The sequence below is a fragment of the Lacimicrobium sp. SS2-24 genome, from assembly GCF_002201535.1.
Classification (GTDB): domain Bacteria; phylum Pseudomonadota; class Gammaproteobacteria; order Enterobacterales; family Alteromonadaceae; genus Lacimicrobium.
On sequence record NZ_NIWW01000002.1, the window covers coordinates 75,272 to 93,114 of the forward strand.

The window sequence follows — 17,843 nt, forward strand, 5'->3', positions numbered from 1 at the left end:
GACGTACTTGTATGTTGGCGAGGATAATAGACTAGCCAGTGTGTTGAATAAAATGATATATATGCAATATAACGTTTCATAATACGCAATAAATATGGATATCCGTTCATTACAGTTGTTTCAACACCTGGCGACCAGCCTGCATTTTGCTAAAACCGCTGAGGCGATGTTTGTATCACCCTCTACGCTCAGCCGTGCCATTCAGCGACTTGAGCAGGAGTGCGGGGCGCCATTGTTTGTGCGCGATAACCGTAATGTCAGACTGACCGCTGCAGGCAGTCGGGTTCTGGATTTCAGTGTTCGTCTGCTACAGGAATGGCAACAGGTAAGATCTGAGATACAGCAACAGAGTCAGGTTGTGCAGGGAGAGCTTTCCCTGTTCTGTTCCGTCACGGCAAGCTACAGTCATCTGCCGGCCTTGTTGGAGCGATTTCGCCATCGCTATCCTCAGGTTGAGATCAAGTTAACGACGGGGGATCCCGCTATGTCCGTCGAAAATGTCCGCACTAAACAAGCCGATCTAGCCATCGCCGTGGCCTCGCCTGAGTTCGCCGATGAGTTGTGGTTTCAACATCTTGATACCCTGCCCCTGGTGCTGATTTGTCCTGGTAACCTGGGTGTGACGCAGTTACAGCAAATAGACTGGCGGCAGGTCTCTATGGTGTTACCGGAGTCCGGCCCGTCCCGCCGTATCGTTTATCACTGGTTTGCGGAGCGGGGCATCCGTCCGAATGTTTATGCGTCGGTGGCCGGCAACGAAGCCATTGTCAGCATGGTGGCGCTGGGGTGCGGCCTGGGCATTGTCCCGCGGCCGGTGGTGGAGCAGTCGGTACTGGCGAATCAGCTTACCATGATCACCTTGCCAGACATTGAATCCTTCCAGTTGGGCATTTGCTGCCTTAAAGAGCGGGCCAAAGAGCCCCTGATTCAGGCTCTGATGGCGCAGATTTAGTGCGCTCGCCCTTACTCTCTGTTTAGCTGGTCGGGTCGCCAACTCTGTGTGTACGTTGATATAACCTTCTTCCCCTGTTCGGATACAAAAAAACCCGGCGGCGGCCGGGTTTCAAAGGAGGGGATGTGCGCGTGTTATCAGCGTTCGCGCACTACCCGCAGCCCGATATAGTTGGCCCGGAATTCTGAATCCAGCTCCATACGCGTAGATACACGTGCCAGGCGTGGGGCGAAGTTCCAGGCGCCACCGCGAACCACGGCGCCATTGCCGGCTGAACTGTTAATGGTCCATTCCCACACATTGCCGACCGTATCAAACAGCCCAAACTTATTGCGGTCGAAGGAAGACACTGGCGCTGCGGCGATATTGGACCACTGACTGCCGCACCAGCCGCAGTTAGCATTACCTGTGCCGACGCTTTCACCCCACCAGTAATCGGTTTCTGTGCCACCTCTGGCGGCATATTCCCATTCAATCTCTGTAGGCAGACGGTATTTCTTGCCACTGGCTTCGGTAAGCCAGTTTACATAGGCCTGTGCGTCCCGCTGACTGATACAGACAACCGGGTGTTTGTCGCTGTTGGCATAGCCGGGTGTGCGCCAGTTTAATTGTTCCTGCCATACTGGTGAGCCCTGCTCATAGTAGGCACAGCCTTTGTTTTTCTCAGCATCGGTGACATAGCTGGTTTCTTCCACAAAGCGTCGGAAATCCGCTACGGTGATTTCGGTCTCGCCAATACCAAAGGAATTGTCCAGGGTTTGAGTTTCTACCGGACGCTCGTTTTCCAGACCGTTACCGGAGATGTCGCCCATGCGATAGGAGCCTGCGGGGATGACGATTAACTGAGGTCCCGGCTCGTCACCATGCAGAATGTCCTGCACTTTCTCGCCTTTGTTAAAGGCAAACTGCGCGCGCTGCAACTCAACACGCAGCGTGGTGCTTTCTTTAAGATCTATGGTATCGGTGTAGGTTTCGTAACCACGCTTAACCACTTCAATATCATGAGGCCCTGCGGGCAGCATAATTTGCAGGCGGGTAGAGCCATAGCTGACGCCATCAATAAAGACTTCATCGTCGTAAACATTCGACCGTATGGTCAGCTCGTACATGACTGATTCATCAGCGCCTAACTGACTGCCATCCTGAGGCAAGGTGATCACTTTCGCGACCTCCGGTGGCGTGCGTTCAGCAACACAATAACGGCTGTCTAAACCTAGCAGCTGACAGGCTTGGGTGCGTCGGAGGCTACCCTTCACATCTACGTTCAGCTGTACGGCATAGTTACCCGCACCACTGAACCCGTCACGGGCCACTTCACTACGCAGAATTTGCACAAACACATCAGAGTAAGGACGATGTTGTTTGGCGGCGGCGGCCTCGGTCAGATCATCGTAGAGCTGGTCAAGGAAGCGCTTGGAGGCTTTTTGTTTAGCCAGTGCTTTACCGCGATCGGTACACTTGCCCAACGTTTCGTTTCTGTCACAGGTCACTTCGTGATTAACCGTCAGGTTTTCCTGGCGGTTAAACTCTTTGACCAGGCGATCAACGCGGGCATTGTTGAGTTGTTCTTTGAGGCTTTCTATCTTGTTCAGCAGACTGTGCTTGGACAGACGCAACTGCTCCACATCAAGGAGTTTTGACTGCCATTCGTTATAGTTGGCGGTAATCGCGTCTTTGTTTTCTTTGTGTGCACGGACAGCGGCAAGATAGGCCTGGCGAGCGTCGTTGATATCAATGCTAGGATCTTCAATTGTGCGTTCATACTGCACATTCATTTCATTCAGGCGTAACTGGCGTGTGTGCTCCAGCTCTTTACCTTTTTCTCTCAACGAGGCCAACTCCCGCTCCAGCTGGGCGGCCATAGAGATTTCATTCTCCAGGGTCCGGTGATAGCTGTCGTATTCGCTTTGGTTGGTTTGAATTTGCTGTTGTATTTCCTCTACGGATGAATTTTCCGCTGCGATCAGGCCCGCCGAATGTATCAGGGCTATCGCTAGAGCAAGGTGTGCTATTCGCTTCATTATTCCATTCCAAACGGGTCGCCAGCCGGCAAACTGCTATTATTTTTTTGGGCGTAGTTTTATCTAAAACGGCGACGATTAATTGGTTTTCTAATTGTCGCAGTAAGGCCCTATGCTATTGAGTTGTCAAGTAAAGCGCAAGTATCATAGGTGCTTATTGGTGATTAATTCGCACAACCAAAGCAAAGGCAGGGCTGCGCTACTGGCTTAGTAGTTGATTCAGTAAGCGATCGAAGCTGCGGTATTGTAATGCTTCAGCCAGATGGTCTTTGCTGATCTGTGCGTGGTTGTCCAGATCGGCAATGGTGCGCGCTACTTTAAGGATGCGATGGTATGTGCGCACAGAGAGACCGAGTCGCTCACTGCTGCTGACCAGAAACTGGTGGTCGGCGGGGTGCAGCTCACTGCTTTGCGCCAGTTCTGCGCTGTTTAACAGGGCATTGGCCTTACCGCAGCGTTTCAGTTGCCGGGTTCTGGCCCGTAATACCCGCTCACGCACGACCTGGCTGCTCTCCCCGCGTTGTTGAATTTCCTCGGCGAACTGGCCCTTGGGCAATTTGGGGACATCCACCTGCAAGTCGATGCGATCCAGAAACGGGCCAGAAATTCGGTTCAGATACCGCAATATTTGATCCGGTGTGCTGCGTCTGTCCTCCTGATTTCCGGTGGGACTCGGATTCATGGCTGCAATCAACTGAAATCTGGCGGGAAAAACCGCCTGACGAGCGGCGCGTGATATGGATACCTGCCCCGATTCGAGAGGTTCCCGAAGCACATCCAGCACCTTGCGTTCAAACTCAGGTAACTCGTCCAGGAACAACACGCCGTTGTGAGCCAGTGAAATTTCACCTGGCCTCGGGGTGCTTCCACCGCCTACCAGTGCCACTGCCGAACTGGTGTGGTGTGGATGACGAAAGGGACGAATGCGCCAGCCCTTCGGATCAATGGTTTTGCCGCTGATGGAATAGATGGCAGCAGTTTGCAGCGCTTCTTCTTCGCTCATGGGGGGCAAAATGGTCATTAATCGGTTGGCAAGCATGGTTTTTCCGGTACCTGGGGGACCGGTCATCAGCAGGTTGTGGCCTCCGGCGGCGGCAATCTCCAGAGCACGCTTGGCCACAGACTGACCGATAATATCGCGCAGGTCTAACGTGGTTATGGCATCGTCATAGCCGGCATGGGTGACAGCATCGGCCAGCGGTAAAACCTGCTGGCCTATCAAATGATGGTAAACCTCTAACAACTGGGTAGCCGGGAACAGCCTGGCCCGGCGGATTAACGCGGCTTCTTCAGTGTTGGGATGAGGCAGAATCAGCGCGCGGTTGTTCTGACAGGTCGCGTAAGCCATGGGCAATGCTCCCTGTATGGCCCGTAATTCCCCGGTTAATGCCAGCTCGCCAACCAGTTCATGCTTATCCAGAGCGGACTGCTCAATCTGACCACTTGCGGCAATAATGCCGATGGCAATGGCAAGGTCAAAGCGCCCGCCTTCTTTGGGTAAATCAGCAGGCGCTAGGTTCACGGTGATGCGCCGGGCAGGAAACTCAAATCCCGAGTTAATCAGCGCACTACGTACGCGATCTCTTGATTCACGCACCGAGGCTTCCGGTAAGCCAACAATATTAAAGGCGGGAAGGCCGTTGGCCAGATGTACTTCGACCCTAATCGGTGGTGCGTCAACGCCCACACTTGCCCGGGTATGCGTAATGGCTAAGGACATGGATGAATCCTTTCATAATCTGATCCCTAAGGTAGTTATAGCAAGGTTTTGCCGACTAAGTGGTAGCAATCGGGGTGAAGTGCAAACTCAGTGACTGCCTTTAAACACAGGTAATTGCCAGTGCCAGCGTATCGCTGCCAGTCGCAACCCTAGCGTAGTGAGCAATCCGGCCAGCATCGCTACACTGGTGCCGGTATTCAGCCAGCCACAAAGTACGTACACGATCCCGCCGATTATGCAGGTGGTGGCGTACAGCTCTCCTTTGAGTACCAAAGGAATTTCCCGACAGATGACATCGCGGATGAGGCCACCGAATACCGCGGTCATGGTGCCCATGACGATAGCAATAAAGGGGCCGGTGCCATAATTTAAGGCTTTTTGCAGTCCCATCACATTGAAAAACGCCAGCCCCAGCGCATCTGCGACCAACAGCAACTGGTAAGGAAAGTTATGGGTAATCCGCAGCCAGACAATGGTGACAAAGGCGGCGAGTAAGATGGCATACAGGAAATCAGGTTGTTGTACCCAAAAGACGGGCAAGTCGAGGATCATATCCCGCAAGGTGCCGCCGCCAATGGCGGTGACCGATGCCAGTACCACTACGCCAAAGCCATCCATGTACTTTTTATGCGCCATTAGCGTGCCGGAAATCGCAAAGACGGCCACGCCAAACAAATCGATCCAATGCAGCCACTGCGCCATATCTTATATCCTTAGCCACCTGTTATAACGGCTACTTTAACCTCCGTTGCTAAAATAACAAACGCTCATAACGCAAAGGTGCCAGCGCCCCCGTCGTAATACACCTGTTTCCGTGAGTACCTTGGCAGGGAAAACGGTGATACTCAGAAAAGAATAAAGTGGGTGGAATATCCTAAAAACCCTTTCTAATAACCAACTATTAGGATACTTGTAACTTAAGTTATGAAACAAAAGCTTGATCTGTCCTTTATCACCATGGTATTTCTTATAGGCAGTGACGTAACTTGATTAAATTAGGGCAAAAGCCTTTTTATGAACCAATTCGCAAACCTTCTTCTTACAGTAGTACTGGTCGTGGTGATTATTCCATCTCCGCGGGGGAAGCGTTTGGCCTGAATTAAGTCCAGATTCAAAAAAACCCCCGCACGAGAGTCCGGGGGTTTTTTTTTGCCAAATGGGCAGGTAAACCGGAAATGGCACAACAAAGAGATACAGCAATGACAGGCGCACAGGCAATTTTGACATCACTGATTGAACAGGGAGCTGACCGCGTTTTCGGTTATCCCGGTGGCGCCATTATGCCGCTTTACGATGCCTTGCTGGATTCACCGGTAACCCATTACCTGTGCCGTCATGAACAAGGCGCGGCCTTTGCTGCGATAGGTTATGCCCGGGCCACCAACAAGGTCGGGGTGTGTATTGCCACATCCGGTCCGGGGGCCACCAATTTACTGACCAGTCTCGCCGATGCCAAATTGGATTCCGTACCGCTGGTGGTCATCACCGGTCAGGTCGCTCGCGCCGCCATGGGTTCTGATGCGTTTCAGGAAGTGGATGTACTGGGGCTGAGCCTGAGTATTTGTAAACACAGCATGCAGGTGATGGAGCCTGGCGATCTACAACCTATGCTTAATCGGGCCTTCGCCATCGCCAGGGAAGGACGACCCGGTCCGGTGCTGGTGGATATCCCCAAAGATATCCAGTTGGGATTTGTGCCCGAGCACAGCCCCCGTCCCTGCAACACGGCGAGTCTGCCACAGGCCAGTCACAACGATATTGAGCAGGCCAATCGGCTGTTAGCACAGAGCCAGCGTCCAGTGGTGTACATTGGCGGCGGCGTGGGTATGGCATCGGCAGTTCCCCAATTGCGCGACTTTCTGTGTCGCACTCAACTGCCCCATGTCAGCACGTTGAAAGGTCTCGGCAGTGCGGACTATCATCATCCCCTCTACCTGGGGATGCTTGGTATGCACGGACTGGCTGCGGCCAACCTGGCGGTACAACAGAGCGATCTGTTACTGATAATCGGCGCCCGGCTGGACGACAGGGTCACCGGCAAGCTGGATGAATTTGCTCCCGAAGCCAAAATCATTCATGTGGACATTGATCCCGCGGAAATCCACAAACGCCGTCATGCCAATGTGAGCCTGCTCGGTGATCTGCAGCACATACTGCCTGCACTAGAGTGCACATCTTCTAAATCGGCCTGGTCAGCACAGATAGAGCAGCTGAAACAGCAAAAAGGCAATCGCTATGAAGACCACGTGAAAGGAAAAGAGATTGATGCCCCTTCATTGCTCAGGCGTCTGAGTGATCTCAGCGCCGATGATGCCATTGTTTGCTGTGATGTGGGACAGCATCAGATGTGGGTCGCCCAGCATATGCAGTTTTCTCACCCTACCCGCCATTTAAGCAGCGGCGGATTGGGCACCATGGGATTCGGGTTGCCCGCCGCCATTGGTGCGCAGGTCGCCGAGCCAGATAAACAGGTGGTTGCTGTCTGTGGTGACGGCTCCTTTATGATGAATGTACAGGAGCTCGGTACCCTGCGCCGCTATCAAATGCCGGTGAAGATTGTGATATTGGATAACCAGCGCCTGGGAATGGTCAAGCAATGGCAGGAATTGTTTCACAACGAGCGTTACAGTGAGACCGACCTTTCTGACAACCCGCCCTTCAGCCAGCTTGCCGCGGCGTTCGGGATTGCCAGTGCGGAGATCGCCGATGCCGGTGAGGTGGAGCAGGCACTGACAACCTTACTCGAGCACCCCGGCCCCTATTTACTGCATGTACGCCTGAATCATCAGGCCAATGTCTGGCCAATTGTGCCACCCAATACCGCTAATCATGAAATGTGGGAGCAAGCCCGATGACCTATGACCTGGAACTCTTATTATCAGATCAACCCGCCGCGCTTGAGCGGGTATTACAAACGGCCCGTTATCGCGGCTTTAAAGTGCGCCAGTTGCAAATGCGTCAGCGCGGCTCAGGTTTACAGTTGTCGATGCAGGTATCCGGCCCACAACCTATTAACATACTGACGACCCAGCTACATAAGTTGTATGATCTGGCCTCACTGAATATTGAGCAAACTTTGCCGCAAACGGCATAACAAGGAACTATCATGGCTAAGAAACAAGCTGAGTTTATCTGGTTTAACGGTAACGTCCTGCCCTGGCAGGAGGCACAGGTGCATGTGATGACCCATGCCATCCATTATGGATCGTCAGTCTTTGAAGGCGTTCGCGCCTATCACACACCGCACAAGGGAACCTGTGTATTCCGTTTGCAGGAACACACTAAACGGTTACTGGATTCAGCCAAAATATACCGTATGACCATTCCTTACAGCGCTGATCAGATCAATGAAGCCACTAAAGACATCATTAAAAAGAACAAGCTGAAATCGGCGTATATCCGCCCTATCGCCTTTTATGGCGATATTGGTATGGGCTTACAGGTGCCCTTCGGTCAAGAAACTGAGCTGGTGATAGCAGCCTTTGAATGGGGCGCGTATCTGGGTGAAGAAGGCTTACAAAACGGTGTGGATGCCGGAATCACCTCCTGGAACCGTCTGGCCGCCAATACCATGCCAACGGGTGCCAAAGCGGGCGGTAACTACCTGTCTTCGCAGTTGATTTCCATGGAAGCGAGACGCCATGGTTATCAGGAAGGCATTGCACTGGATATCAACGGTTACCTCAGTGAAGGCGCCGGTGAAAACCTCTTTATCATGCGCGATGGCGTGATCTCCACTCCGCCCAGAACAGCAGCGATTTTGCCGGGTATTACCCGCGACACCGTGATCACTCTGCTGGCGGAAATGGGATACAAAGTACGTGAAGAAAATATTCCCCGTGAAGCACTGTATCTGGCTGATGAGATTCTGATGTGCGGTACCGCCGCAGAAGTGACGCCGGTACGCAGTGTTGATGGTATCAAAGTAGGTAACGGTAGCCGCGGGCCTATTACCGAGAAAGTGCAGTCTGCCTTCTTCGGGTTATTCGACGGTACCACAGAAGATAAATGGGGCTGGCTGACGCCGGTCGAGTAAATCGTTTTCAGTTGTCAGCGAGCAGCCTCCAGATGTGAGGCCGCTGACCCTCTGAATTTAAGCAATAAATAGAGCAATATAAGGGTTAAACAATGCCAAAATTACGTTCAGCGACCACCACTCAGGGCAGAAATATGGCCGGTGCCCGGGCGCTATGGCGCGCCACCGGAATGACCGAAGCGGATTTTGGCAAACCCATTATTGCGGTGGCCAACTCCTTTACCCAGTTTGTGCCGGGGCATGTGCACTTAAAAGACATGGGGCAGCTGGTGGCACGCAGTATTGAAGCAGCTGGTGGTGTTGCCAAAGAGTTTAATACCATTGCGGTGGATGACGGCATCGCCATGGGCCATTCGGGCATGCTCTACAGCTTGCCGTCTCGGGAGATCATTGCCGATTCGGTGGAGTATATGGCTAATGCCCATTGTGCCGACGCGCTGGTGTGCATTTCTAACTGCGACAAAATCACGCCGGGGATGCTGATGGCGGCATTACGCCTCAATATTCCGGTGGTGTTTGTGTCCGGTGGCCCGATGGAAGCGGGGAAAACCAAACTGTCTGATCAGATCATCGCATTGGATCTGGTGGATGCCATGGTTGCTGCCGCCGACGATAAGGTTTCCGATGAAGACAGTGAAGCGATAGAACGCTCCGCCTGTCCTACCTGCGGATCCTGCTCTGGCATGTTCACGGCCAATTCGATGAACTGTCTGACCGAGGCACTGGGATTGTCATTGCCGGGCAACGGCTCGATGCTGGCAACTCATGCCGACCGTGAGAAGTTGTTTATTCAGGCCGGTGAAGTGGCCGTTGATTTGTGCAAGCGCTATTACCAGCAAAATGATGAAACGGCACTGCCGCGTAATATTGCCGGGCGCGCCGCCTTTGAAAACGCCATGTGTCTGGACATCGCCATGGGTGGGTCGTCGAACACCATATTGCACTTACTGGCAGCGGCGCAGGAAGCGGAGCTGGACTTCACCTGTGCCGATATCGATCAGCTGTCCCGCAAGGTTCCCCATTTGTGCAAGGTGGCACCGGCTACCCAGCAATATCATATGGAAGACGTACACCGTGCCGGTGGCGTGATGGGGATTCTGGCCGAACTGGAACGGGGCGGATTGCTTAAAGGCGACGCCCCGCATGTGCTGGGAAAAACTATCAGCGAGGTGATTGCCCGCTGGGATGTGGTCAACCCCGAAAATACCCATGCCGATGAATTCTATCGCGCAGGCCCGGCTGGTATTCGCACCACCAAGGCCTTTAGCCAGAGCTGCCGCTATCCGAGTCTGGATACAGATCGCGAGAACGGCTGTATTCGTAATATGGAACACGCATTCAGTCAGGAAGGTGGCCTGGCGGTGCTGTTTGGCAACATTGCCGAAGACGGTTGCATCGTTAAAACCGCCGGTGTGGATGAGAGCATTCACAAGTTCACCGGTCCGGCCCGTATTTACGAAAGCCAGGATGACGCCGTTGCCGGCATCCTTAATAACGAAGTGCAGCCAGGGGAAGTGGTGGTGATCCGCTATGAAGGCCCTAAAGGGGGCCCCGGCATGCAGGAAATGCTCTACCCGACTTCGTATCTCAAATCCAAGGGCCTGGGCAAAGCCTGTGCCTTGATCACCGACGGGCGCTTCTCTGGCGGTACCTCGGGACTGTCCATTGGGCATATCTCTCCGGAAGCGGCCGCAGGCGGTAACATTGCCCTGATCCAACCGGGCGATGAGATTGCCATCGATATTCCTAACCGGCGCATGGATCTGATGATCAGTGCCGAGGAACTCGCGAAGCGCCGCGCGGATATGGAGGCTTCGGCCAACCCCTGGAAACCGGCAGACAGAGAGCGTCATGTGTCTTTGGCACTGAAAGCCTATGCCATGCTGGCCACCAGTGCCGACAAAGGTGCCGTGCGTAATAAAGCCTTGTTGGAGGGGCAGCAATAATGGTTTCAGAGGCGGATTATCTGAAGAAAATCCTGCTCTCGCCCGTTTACGATGTGGCGGTACAGAGTGATCTGGTGCGCCTGGATAAACTCTCGGCGTCACTGGGCAACGATATCTGGCTCAAGCGAGAAGACCAGCAGCCGGTTAAATCTTTTAAGCTGCGAGGGGCCTATAACCGGCTCTGTCAGTTAACCGAGCAGCAATGCGCTGCCGGAGTGATCGCCGCATCGGCAGGCAATCATGCTCAGGGCGTGGCCTATTCGGCGCGTATCAAGCAAATGAAAGCCGTGATTGTGATGCCCGAGACCACGCCGGAAATCAAAGTGGAGGCGGTACGCACCTTCGGCGGCGAATATGCCGAGGTGGTATTACATGGCACCAGCTTTGATGCTGCCAGTGCTCATGCGCGGCAGCTGGCCGATCAACACGGCTATACCTTTGTGCCGCCTTTTGACGACCCCGATGTGATCGCAGGACAAGGCACCATTGGCCGTGAACTACTGGAACAGAATCCGCATCTCGATACCCTGTTTATTGCCGTGGGCGGCGGTGGTCTGGCCGCCGGTATCGGCGTGTATCTGAAACAACTCAAGCCCGACTTAAAGATCGTGGCGGTGGAATCGGAAGAGTCCGCCTGCCTCAAGGCCGCCATGGAAAAAGGCGAGCCCGTGGATCTGCCCTCTGTGGGCATTTTCGCCGACGGGGTAGCAGTAAAGCGCATCGGCAGCGAAACGTTTCGTTTGTGCCAGCAGTATGTGGATGAAGTGATCACCGTTTCCAGTGATGAAATCTGTGCGGCCATCAAAGATATTTTTGATGACACCCGGGTCATTGCCGAGCCTGCCGGTGCCCTCTCGGTGGCTGGTATCCGTAAATATGTACGTGAGAATAACACTCAGGGGCAGAAAATCGGCGGTATCCTCTGTGGTGCCAATATTAACTTCCATACCCTGCGTTATGTGTCTGAGCGTTGTGAGCTGGGTGAACAAAAAGAAGTGGTGTTCGCCGCCAAAATTCCTGAGCGGCCCGGTGCCTTCCGGCACTTCTGCGAACTCCTTGGTGGCCGTGCCATCACTGAATTCAATTATCGCTTTGCCAGCAACAAAGAAGCACATATCTTTGTGGGCCTGAAGTTGCGCCAGGGCCGGGAAGAGTTCAAAGCCATCGCCGAGAGTCTTAAACAGAATGGTTATCAGCTGTTTGATCTCTCTGACAATGAAATGGCCAAGCTGCACGTTCGCTACATGGTAGGGGGCAGACCGCCCAAGTTACTCAACGAACATGTGTTTTCTTTTGAGTTTCCGGAGCATCCGGGGGCGCTGATGAAGTTTCTGGATACCCTGGGCGAGCGCTGGAACATCACCCTGTTCCACTACCGTAATCACGGCGCCGCAGAGGGGCTGGTGCTGGCAGGCTTCGATATCCCGGCTGACTCAAGGGCTGATTTCGATCAGCATCTGACCCAGCTTGGCTATCAGTTTGAAGAGCAGACAGCGAACCCGGCTTACCGCTTCTTTTTGTCTGACCTTAATGGGGTGTTTGATTAAATTTAATCAAACGCCTCTCCTCTGACGCTTCATCGAATTTATCGCTCCCCATAGCTTTTTATGTCACATTGTGAATCTGTGATTCTGCTCTCGTTTCCCTTATAGAAACACAACACCAGGGTGGCGGCTAGCACCCCGGCGGCGACAAGTAGTGGCAAGGAGGTAGACAAGTCCACCAGCGTGCCAGCGACGAAGGCGCCCATTGAGGCGACACTGATTTTCGCGGCGGCGACCCACATATAAACTTGTGCCGCACCTTGCTGTGGCGCGTACTCACTTCTGGCTGCCAGCGTTACGGCAAAGAATATCGAATTGACGACCCCACAAAGCCAGTATGTGACAAGTCCACTATTAAAGGATTGGCTCGCAACCACCAGTAGTAACGTCACAAGTAGCACCGAGCCGACATTTCTGAGCAAGATTATGGCGTTGGCTCTCAGGGGCCTGAGCATGAGCGCCACGGCGCCGCACAGACAGCCGATACCGTATAACGTGACGAGATAGGCCCCGCTTTCCTTGCTGTGCTGCCAGCTTTCACTGAGATAAACTGCCAGAACCGGTAACGCCGCCACACTGAAGGATGCCCCTGAGGTCATCGCCAGGGTTCGTCGCAGCCCTGACGAACGCCTGATAACACTAATTACCTGAGCGAACCCCATGGATAAGTTCTTTTGCTGTGTCGGGTGTCGCGAAGGTGTTGGAATGAAGAGCATGATACAGCCTGACAGTACCGGCAGACTCATCAGCAATGCAATACTGAACGATACGGAGTAACTGCCGGTTAACATAGCGATCATCATCGGGCCCAAGGTCAGGCCAAAACCATAAGTGATGGTGTCCCAGCTTTGTGCCTTGCGCCGGGAGGTCAGATCATCATTTACAAGATATGCCAACTGGGTGCTGAGCCCGCCCATCATAAACGAACTGCTGGCGCCACACATCAGTAGGGCACTGACGGATAACCAGCTGCTATTCCATGCAAAGCCCAGTATCGCCAACTGGTAAAAAGCGGTAAATGAAAAACAGGCTAGCGCGATAATTTTCAGCGGGTTGTGGCTTTGGTCCAGCCAGCGGCCATAAACAGGTCCAAAGATATGGGGAGCGGTGAGGCAGGCCACCAGTGCACCTGCCATCTTACCCTCTAAACCATAACGATGGGCCAGCAGAATGACTGCTACGGCGCCGCCTCCGGTGGCAATGCGAGCCAGCATGGCTGTCAGTACATAGAGGGTCAGGCCGTTTAAGCTAATCCGCCACATACTGTGCCCCCGCATCGCACAAACAATCCTGCTGACGGTCCATTTAGTCCAGTTGCAACTGTTTTAGTAAGTTTACCAGCGTGGTTCGGTCTTCTTTCCCCAGAGGCTTAAGGGGAGCAGGGAGGCAATTGCCTTCAACGTAACCCAGAATTTCTGCGGCCGTTGCCATCACTCTTAGCCCGCCCCTATTTCGGGCAAACTGCTCCCAAAGGCCGTCTAACTGTTCAGATGATGTTATGGCAGCGGCACTCTGGCCGGACTGAGCGGCCTGCATCAATCGCTGCAGAGTGCGGGGGAAGAGCCCCGCCACCACGGAGAACCACAGATCACATCCGGCCAGCATTCCTCTGCTACCAAATTTGTCACCACTGACACCAATGGCCACAGAATCCGGCACGATGCGGCGCAATTGTTCCAGTCGCAGTGCCCCATTCTCTGTAGCGAATGGCACACCCGGAATCTTAATGGCTTTCACGCCATGAAGCCGCGACACCTTATGATACAACTCATCACTAAAGGTAAACTGAGTCACCCCCGGATTTTCATAAACACACAAGGGTACCGACAATTCGGCAGTTACGTCTTCGTATAAAGACAAGACTTCATGTTCATGCAATGGATGATAGGTCTGCGGGGCCAGCAAAACCGCACTGACGCCGGCTTTTTGTGCTGCTTCGGCGTTTTTGATGACATCGACGGTTCGCAGTGCACCAATACCCACCATTACCGGCAGGCCATTCGCCAACTCAACGGTTTTCTTTGCCACGTTGGCGAAATCCTCTTGGCTCAGATAGGGATATAAGCCGGTCGAGCCCATGGCACAAATTGACTCCACTCTGGCCCCGACCAGGTTGGTGACTAATTTCTCAAAAGCAGCGAAGTCTACTCGCTCATTTTTAAACGGTGTCAGGGGGAAAGCCGATAAACCAGTAAACATTCGCGCTCCTATTTGTTTAGAATGTGGATAAAACGAAACATGCGATAACCGTCCATTGACTATTTTTGACATGTGACGTAAATAAACTTTGTCATAGGACATAAATGAAAGTCAAGATTACAGGTGGATCTGCACAAGAAATCTTTGCGTCAGTGCGTGAGCTAATCAAACAAAATCAGCTTAAAGCCGGCGATACACTGCCGCCAGTCCGAACACTGGCCGAACAATTAAACGTCAATCGCAACACGGTCGCATCGGGTTATCAGCAATTGGTCAAAGCCGGTCTCGCGGTCGCGCAGGGGCGTTTAGGAACCCGTATTTGTGATGTGCCGGATGCCGGAGAGCAGGAAGGCCTCACCGAGACCTCGCTGTTTGATCTCGCCGATGGCAATCCTCGGCGGGAATGGCTTCCGGATCTGAATAAGGTCGCCAGCGAAACCCATCTGCATCAATTTTTATACGGTGAAGCGGCCATACTTCCCCAGATAATCGAGTATGCAAAGGTCTGGTTTGATGAAAGCTGTTCGCAGGAATTTGACCTGACATTGTGCAATGGTGCGATTGATACGCTGGAACGTTTACTCGCCGCACACTTGATGCCCGGCGACAAAGTGGTGGTGGAAGATCCCTGTTATATCAGCTCTGCTAATGCGATCAGGCTGGCGGGCATGCAGGTATCCGGGGCTGAAGTCGATGAATATGGTATGCGTCCCGATGCCCTCGAAGCAGCCCTGAAAAAAGGCGCCAAAGCCCTGCTAATTACGCCGCGGGCGCACAATCCCACAGGTGCCAGTGTGTCTGCTCAACGCGCTGAGCAGCTTCGCGAAGTATTACGCCGATACCCCCATGTACTGGTCATGGAAGATGACCATTTTTCATTACTGGCCGTGACTGAACATCATTCTGTGATCCCCGACAATACTTACAACTGGGCGATATTTCGTTCCGTGTCCAAGGGACTGGGGCCTGATTTGCGCATGGCGTTTGTCGCTGCGGATAAAGATACCGTTAAACGCATTAATACCCGCCTGGCTCCGGGTATGTCGTGGGTCAGCCGGGTATTGCAGTCATTGGTATATACCTGTCTGACACATGCGCATTTTAAACAGCAACGTGAGCAAGCAAAAAAGAACTGTGCCTATCGCCGTAACCTGCTTATCAATGCTCTGACTAAGCATGGCATTGCGCCCGGACCAACGGTTGATGGTTTGAATGTCTGGGTACCGGTGGGTGGGGATTGTCACGCTGTGGCGTTTGCACTTTCGCGCAAGGGCTGGCTTGTCAGGCCCGGCAGTGCTTTTGATATTAGTCATACATCCGGGGCTCTGAGGGTGAGTGTGCAAAAAATGGATGCGCCCACCGCAGAGCAGTTTGCACAGGATATCGCTGCGGTTCTCGCCTCCTGAGTGTGCGACTACCGGCTGAAGCGAGAGCGCTGTGAGAGTATGAAAACAAGTGACTCATTCACCTGCCAGATGGTCCTTAATGGCGTTTAAAAATGGCTCGCCATAGCGGGCCAGTTTGGTCTGGCCCACGCCGCTGACGTCCAGCATCTGCGCGTCGCTGGTGGGCAGCAATTCTGCCATGTGAGAGAGGGTCATATCGCTGAAGACCACAAAGGGCGGCACCGAATCTTCCTCGGCGATGGCTTTGCGTAATTTTTTCAGCTTGGCGAACAGGGCGCGGTCATAATTGCGGGTGTCCAGTTTCGCTTTCTTACCTAAATTCAGGCTCATTCTGGGTACCGCCAGATTCACCGCCATCTCACCTTTTAATACCGCTCTGGCCGCTTCATTGAGCTTAATAACGGCGTTTTGGGTGATGTCTACCCGAGCCAGCCCCTGATGAATCAGCTGGTTGATCAGGTTGTGCCACCAGGCGTCGGATTCGTCTTTACCAATACCATAGGTGCTGAGCTGATCATGGCCGGCATCGACAATACGCTTGAGTTTCTTACCCCTGAGTACGTCAATCAGATACTGGCTGGCAGCACTTTGTTCGAGCCGATAGATACAGGACAAGACTTTTTGTGCGGCCACGGTACCGTCAAAACGCTTGGGCGGATCCAGACAAATATCGCAGTTACCACAGGCAGTGGCATTGTATTCACCAAAGTAGTTGAGCAGCACCTGACGGCGGCAGGTCTGGGATTCGGCAAAGGCCTCCATGGCCGCAAAGCGTTGTAGCTCCACCTGCTGGCGCTGAGGGTTTTCGGTCATGCTGATCCACTCACGAATGCGCGCCACGTCTTTTTCGTCAAACAGCAGCAGTGCTTCGGCAGGGCTGCCGTCACGTCCGGCGCGGCCGGTTTCCTGGTAGTAAGACTCGATGGTACGGGGCAGGTCATGGTGGGCCACAAACCGCACATTGGGTTTGTTGATGCCCATGCCAAAGGCGACCGTAGCCACAATCACATCAATGTTGTCGGCGATGAAATCACGCTGAATGATTTCGCGGATTTCCGCTTCCATACCCGCGTGGTAACCGGCGCAGTTGATGCCACGGTTAGCCAGTTTGTAGCTCACATCATCCACCTTCTTGCGGCTGTTGCAGTAGATAATGCCGCTGCCTTCCTGCTCGCGGATATATCGCTCAAGCTGGTCCAGCGGCTTATATTTCTGGATTTGGGTATAACGGATATTCGGCCGATCAAAACTGCCCTGATGCACAAAAGGCTGCTGTAAATTTAATTGTTGCAGGATATCGGCGCGGGTAGCCGGATCGGCGGTGGCGGTCAGGCCCATTACCGGCACACCGGGGAAGAAATGTTTGAGCTGGCCCAAGGCCATGTAGTCCTGTCGAAAATCATGCCCCCAATGGGAGACACAGTGGGCTTCGTCCACTGCGAACAGGCTCACGGACAAATCCTGTAAGCGCTGAATAAAGTGAGGCTGCATCAGCCTTTCGGGCGCCACATAAAGGAGTTTAATGTGCCCGTCTCTGACCTGTGACATCACTTCAGACTGTTGCTGGGGTGATAAGGCCGAGGTCAGGCAGGCCGCCTGCACACCGGAGGCCTTGAGGCCATCGACCTGATCTCTCATCAGTGAAATCAGCGGCGATACCACCACAGTGAGGCCCGGTAACAGTAGGGCCGGAATCTGGTAGCACAAGGATTTTCCACCGCCGGTGGGCATCAGCACCAGGGTGTCACGGCCCTCCAGAGACGCCTGAATCACGGGTTGCTGGCCGTCACGAAAGGCCTGATAACCGAAGATATCTTTAAGAATGCGTTCCGGAGTGTGCTCGCTCATAGGGTTGGCAACGACGTGTGACAAGAAAACCGCTGAGAGTATGAAAACTGGCGCACAGTGTAACCTAATCGGCCATGATAATCTGCCCTGCGAAGGCTGTGATCTGGCACTTGTGTAAAGGCTCAGATATGCTGTTGTTATTTCCTGAAAACAGATCCGACCAGAGGACGC

At 53.4% G+C, this 17,843-nt stretch carries 13 protein-coding genes; 7 read left to right on the forward strand and 6 right to left on the reverse strand.

The genetic code is table 11. The features are described 5' to 3' along the window. Positions 1 to 94 precede the first annotated feature (94 nt). On the forward strand, positions 95 to 952 hold the full coding sequence (gene ilvY, locus CCY32_RS04110; protein WP_088329330.1) for an HTH-type transcriptional activator IlvY: 858 nt from the start codon (positions 95 to 97) through the stop codon (positions 950 to 952). 137 nt (positions 953 to 1,089) lie between these two features. Here the strand turns inward: ilvY and CCY32_RS04115 are convergent, their stop codons facing one another. The 3 genes from CCY32_RS04115 to CCY32_RS04125 all read right to left on the reverse strand — a co-directional run bounded on the left by CCY32_RS04115 (position 1,090) and on the right by CCY32_RS04125 (position 5,395). Beyond that, entirely contained in the window at positions 1,090 to 2,973 is a 1,884-nt protein-coding gene (locus tag CCY32_RS04115; protein WP_088329331.1) for a formylglycine-generating enzyme family protein, read from the reverse strand. Positions 2,974 to 3,172: 199 nt separating this feature from the next. Continuing rightward, positions 3,173 to 4,693 carry a YifB family Mg chelatase-like AAA ATPase gene (locus CCY32_RS04120; protein ID WP_088329332.1) on the reverse strand — a complete coding sequence of 507 codons (1,521 nt, stop codon included), beginning with the start codon at positions 4,691 to 4,693 and terminating at the stop codon, positions 3,173 to 3,175. A gap of 87 nt (positions 4,694 to 4,780) precedes the next feature. Next, positions 4,781 to 5,395, reverse strand: a complete 615-nt coding sequence (locus tag CCY32_RS04125) for a trimeric intracellular cation channel family protein (RefSeq protein ID WP_088329333.1) — start codon at positions 5,393 to 5,395, stop codon at positions 4,781 to 4,783. Between the two features lie 497 nt (positions 5,396 to 5,892). Between CCY32_RS04125 and ilvG the strand changes: the two genes are divergently transcribed. From ilvG to ilvA, 5 genes are all read left to right on the forward strand, one after another. After that, positions 5,893 to 7,548 carry an acetolactate synthase 2 catalytic subunit gene (gene ilvG / locus CCY32_RS04130; RefSeq protein ID WP_088329693.1) on the forward strand — a complete coding sequence of 552 codons (1,656 nt, stop codon included), beginning with the start codon at positions 5,893 to 5,895 and terminating at the stop codon, positions 7,546 to 7,548. Beyond that, positions 7,545 to 7,787 (forward strand): acetolactate synthase 2 small subunit, encoded by a 243-nt coding sequence (gene ilvM, locus CCY32_RS04135; RefSeq protein WP_088329334.1) that lies wholly within the window; start codon positions 7,545 to 7,547, stop codon positions 7,785 to 7,787. The genes ilvG and ilvM overlap by 4 nt, the downstream gene beginning before the upstream one ends. Before the next feature lie 12 nt (positions 7,788 to 7,799). Continuing rightward, the gene (locus CCY32_RS04140) at positions 7,800 to 8,729 is read left to right on the forward strand and encodes a branched-chain amino acid transaminase (RefSeq protein ID WP_088329335.1); all 930 of its coding nucleotides are present in this window, start codon (positions 7,800 to 7,802) and stop codon (positions 8,727 to 8,729) included. Between the two features lie 92 nt (positions 8,730 to 8,821). Next, entirely contained in the window at positions 8,822 to 10,675 is a 1,854-nt protein-coding gene (gene ilvD / locus CCY32_RS04145) for a dihydroxy-acid dehydratase (protein ID WP_088329336.1), read from the forward strand. Next, on the forward strand, positions 10,675 to 12,222 hold the full coding sequence (gene ilvA, locus CCY32_RS04150) for a threonine ammonia-lyase, biosynthetic (protein WP_088329337.1): 1,548 nt from the start codon (positions 10,675 to 10,677) through the stop codon (positions 12,220 to 12,222). Before ilvD ends, ilvA begins: the two co-directional genes overlap by 1 nt. Positions 12,223 to 12,260: 38 nt before the next feature. Here the strand turns inward: ilvA and CCY32_RS04155 are convergent, their stop codons facing one another. Both CCY32_RS04155 and CCY32_RS04160 read right to left on the reverse strand, forming a co-directional pair. Further along, the gene (locus tag CCY32_RS04155) at positions 12,261 to 13,481 is read right to left on the reverse strand and encodes an MFS transporter (RefSeq protein ID WP_088329338.1); all 1,221 of its coding nucleotides are present in this window, start codon (positions 13,479 to 13,481) and stop codon (positions 12,261 to 12,263) included. A 43-nt stretch (positions 13,482 to 13,524) separates the two neighbouring features. Then, on the reverse strand, positions 13,525 to 14,418 hold the full coding sequence (locus CCY32_RS04160; RefSeq protein WP_088329339.1) for a dihydrodipicolinate synthase family protein: 894 nt from the start codon (positions 14,416 to 14,418) through the stop codon (positions 13,525 to 13,527). 104 nt (positions 14,419 to 14,522) lie between these two features. Here CCY32_RS04160 and CCY32_RS04165 point away from each other — a divergent pair, with 104 nt between their 5' ends. Beyond that, positions 14,523 to 15,824, forward strand: coding sequence for an aminotransferase class I/II-fold pyridoxal phosphate-dependent enzyme (locus CCY32_RS04165; RefSeq protein WP_088329340.1), 1,302 nt, complete (start codon positions 14,523 to 14,525; stop codon positions 15,822 to 15,824). Between the two features lie 54 nt (positions 15,825 to 15,878). Here CCY32_RS04165 and recQ read toward each other — a convergent pair whose 3' ends face one another. Beyond that, a complete protein-coding gene (gene recQ, locus CCY32_RS04170) occupies positions 15,879 to 17,672 on the reverse strand; it encodes a DNA helicase RecQ (protein ID WP_088329341.1) in 1,794 nt (597 codons plus the stop codon). Positions 17,673 to 17,843: the final 171 nt, after the last annotated feature.

What these genes read in the sequence shown, in the direction of transcription:
- recQ (WP_088329341.1), bottom strand. Translation starts at nt 17,672, where the DNA reads ATGAGCGAGCACACTCCGGAACGCATTCTTAAAGATATCTTCGGTTAT.
- CCY32_RS04140 (WP_088329335.1), top strand. Translation starts at nt 7,800, where the DNA reads ATGGCTAAGAAACAAGCTGAGTTTATCTGGTTTAACGGTAACGTCCTG.
- ilvG (WP_088329693.1), top strand. Translation starts at nt 5,893, where the DNA reads ATGACAGGCGCACAGGCAATTTTGACATCACTGATTGAACAGGGAGCT.
- CCY32_RS04120 (WP_088329332.1), bottom strand. Translation starts at nt 4,693, where the DNA reads ATGTCCTTAGCCATTACGCATACCCGGGCAAGTGTGGGCGTTGACGCA.
- CCY32_RS04115 (WP_088329331.1), bottom strand. Translation starts at nt 2,973, where the DNA reads ATGAAGCGAATAGCACACCTTGCTCTAGCGATAGCCCTGATACATTCG.
- ilvA (WP_088329337.1), top strand. Translation starts at nt 10,675, where the DNA reads ATGGTTTCAGAGGCGGATTATCTGAAGAAAATCCTGCTCTCGCCCGTT.
- ilvM (WP_088329334.1), top strand. Translation starts at nt 7,545, where the DNA reads ATGACCTATGACCTGGAACTCTTATTATCAGATCAACCCGCCGCGCTT.
- CCY32_RS04125 (WP_088329333.1), bottom strand. Translation starts at nt 5,395, where the DNA reads ATGGCGCAGTGGCTGCATTGGATCGATTTGTTTGGCGTGGCCGTCTTT.
- CCY32_RS04160 (WP_088329339.1), bottom strand. Translation starts at nt 14,418, where the DNA reads ATGTTTACTGGTTTATCGGCTTTCCCCCTGACACCGTTTAAAAATGAG.
- CCY32_RS04155 (WP_088329338.1), bottom strand. Translation starts at nt 13,481, where the DNA reads ATGTGGCGGATTAGCTTAAACGGCCTGACCCTCTATGTACTGACAGCC.
- ilvY (WP_088329330.1), top strand. Translation starts at nt 95, where the DNA reads ATGGATATCCGTTCATTACAGTTGTTTCAACACCTGGCGACCAGCCTG.
- ilvD (WP_088329336.1), top strand. Translation starts at nt 8,822, where the DNA reads ATGCCAAAATTACGTTCAGCGACCACCACTCAGGGCAGAAATATGGCC.
- CCY32_RS04165 (WP_088329340.1), top strand. Translation starts at nt 14,523, where the DNA reads ATGAAAGTCAAGATTACAGGTGGATCTGCACAAGAAATCTTTGCGTCA.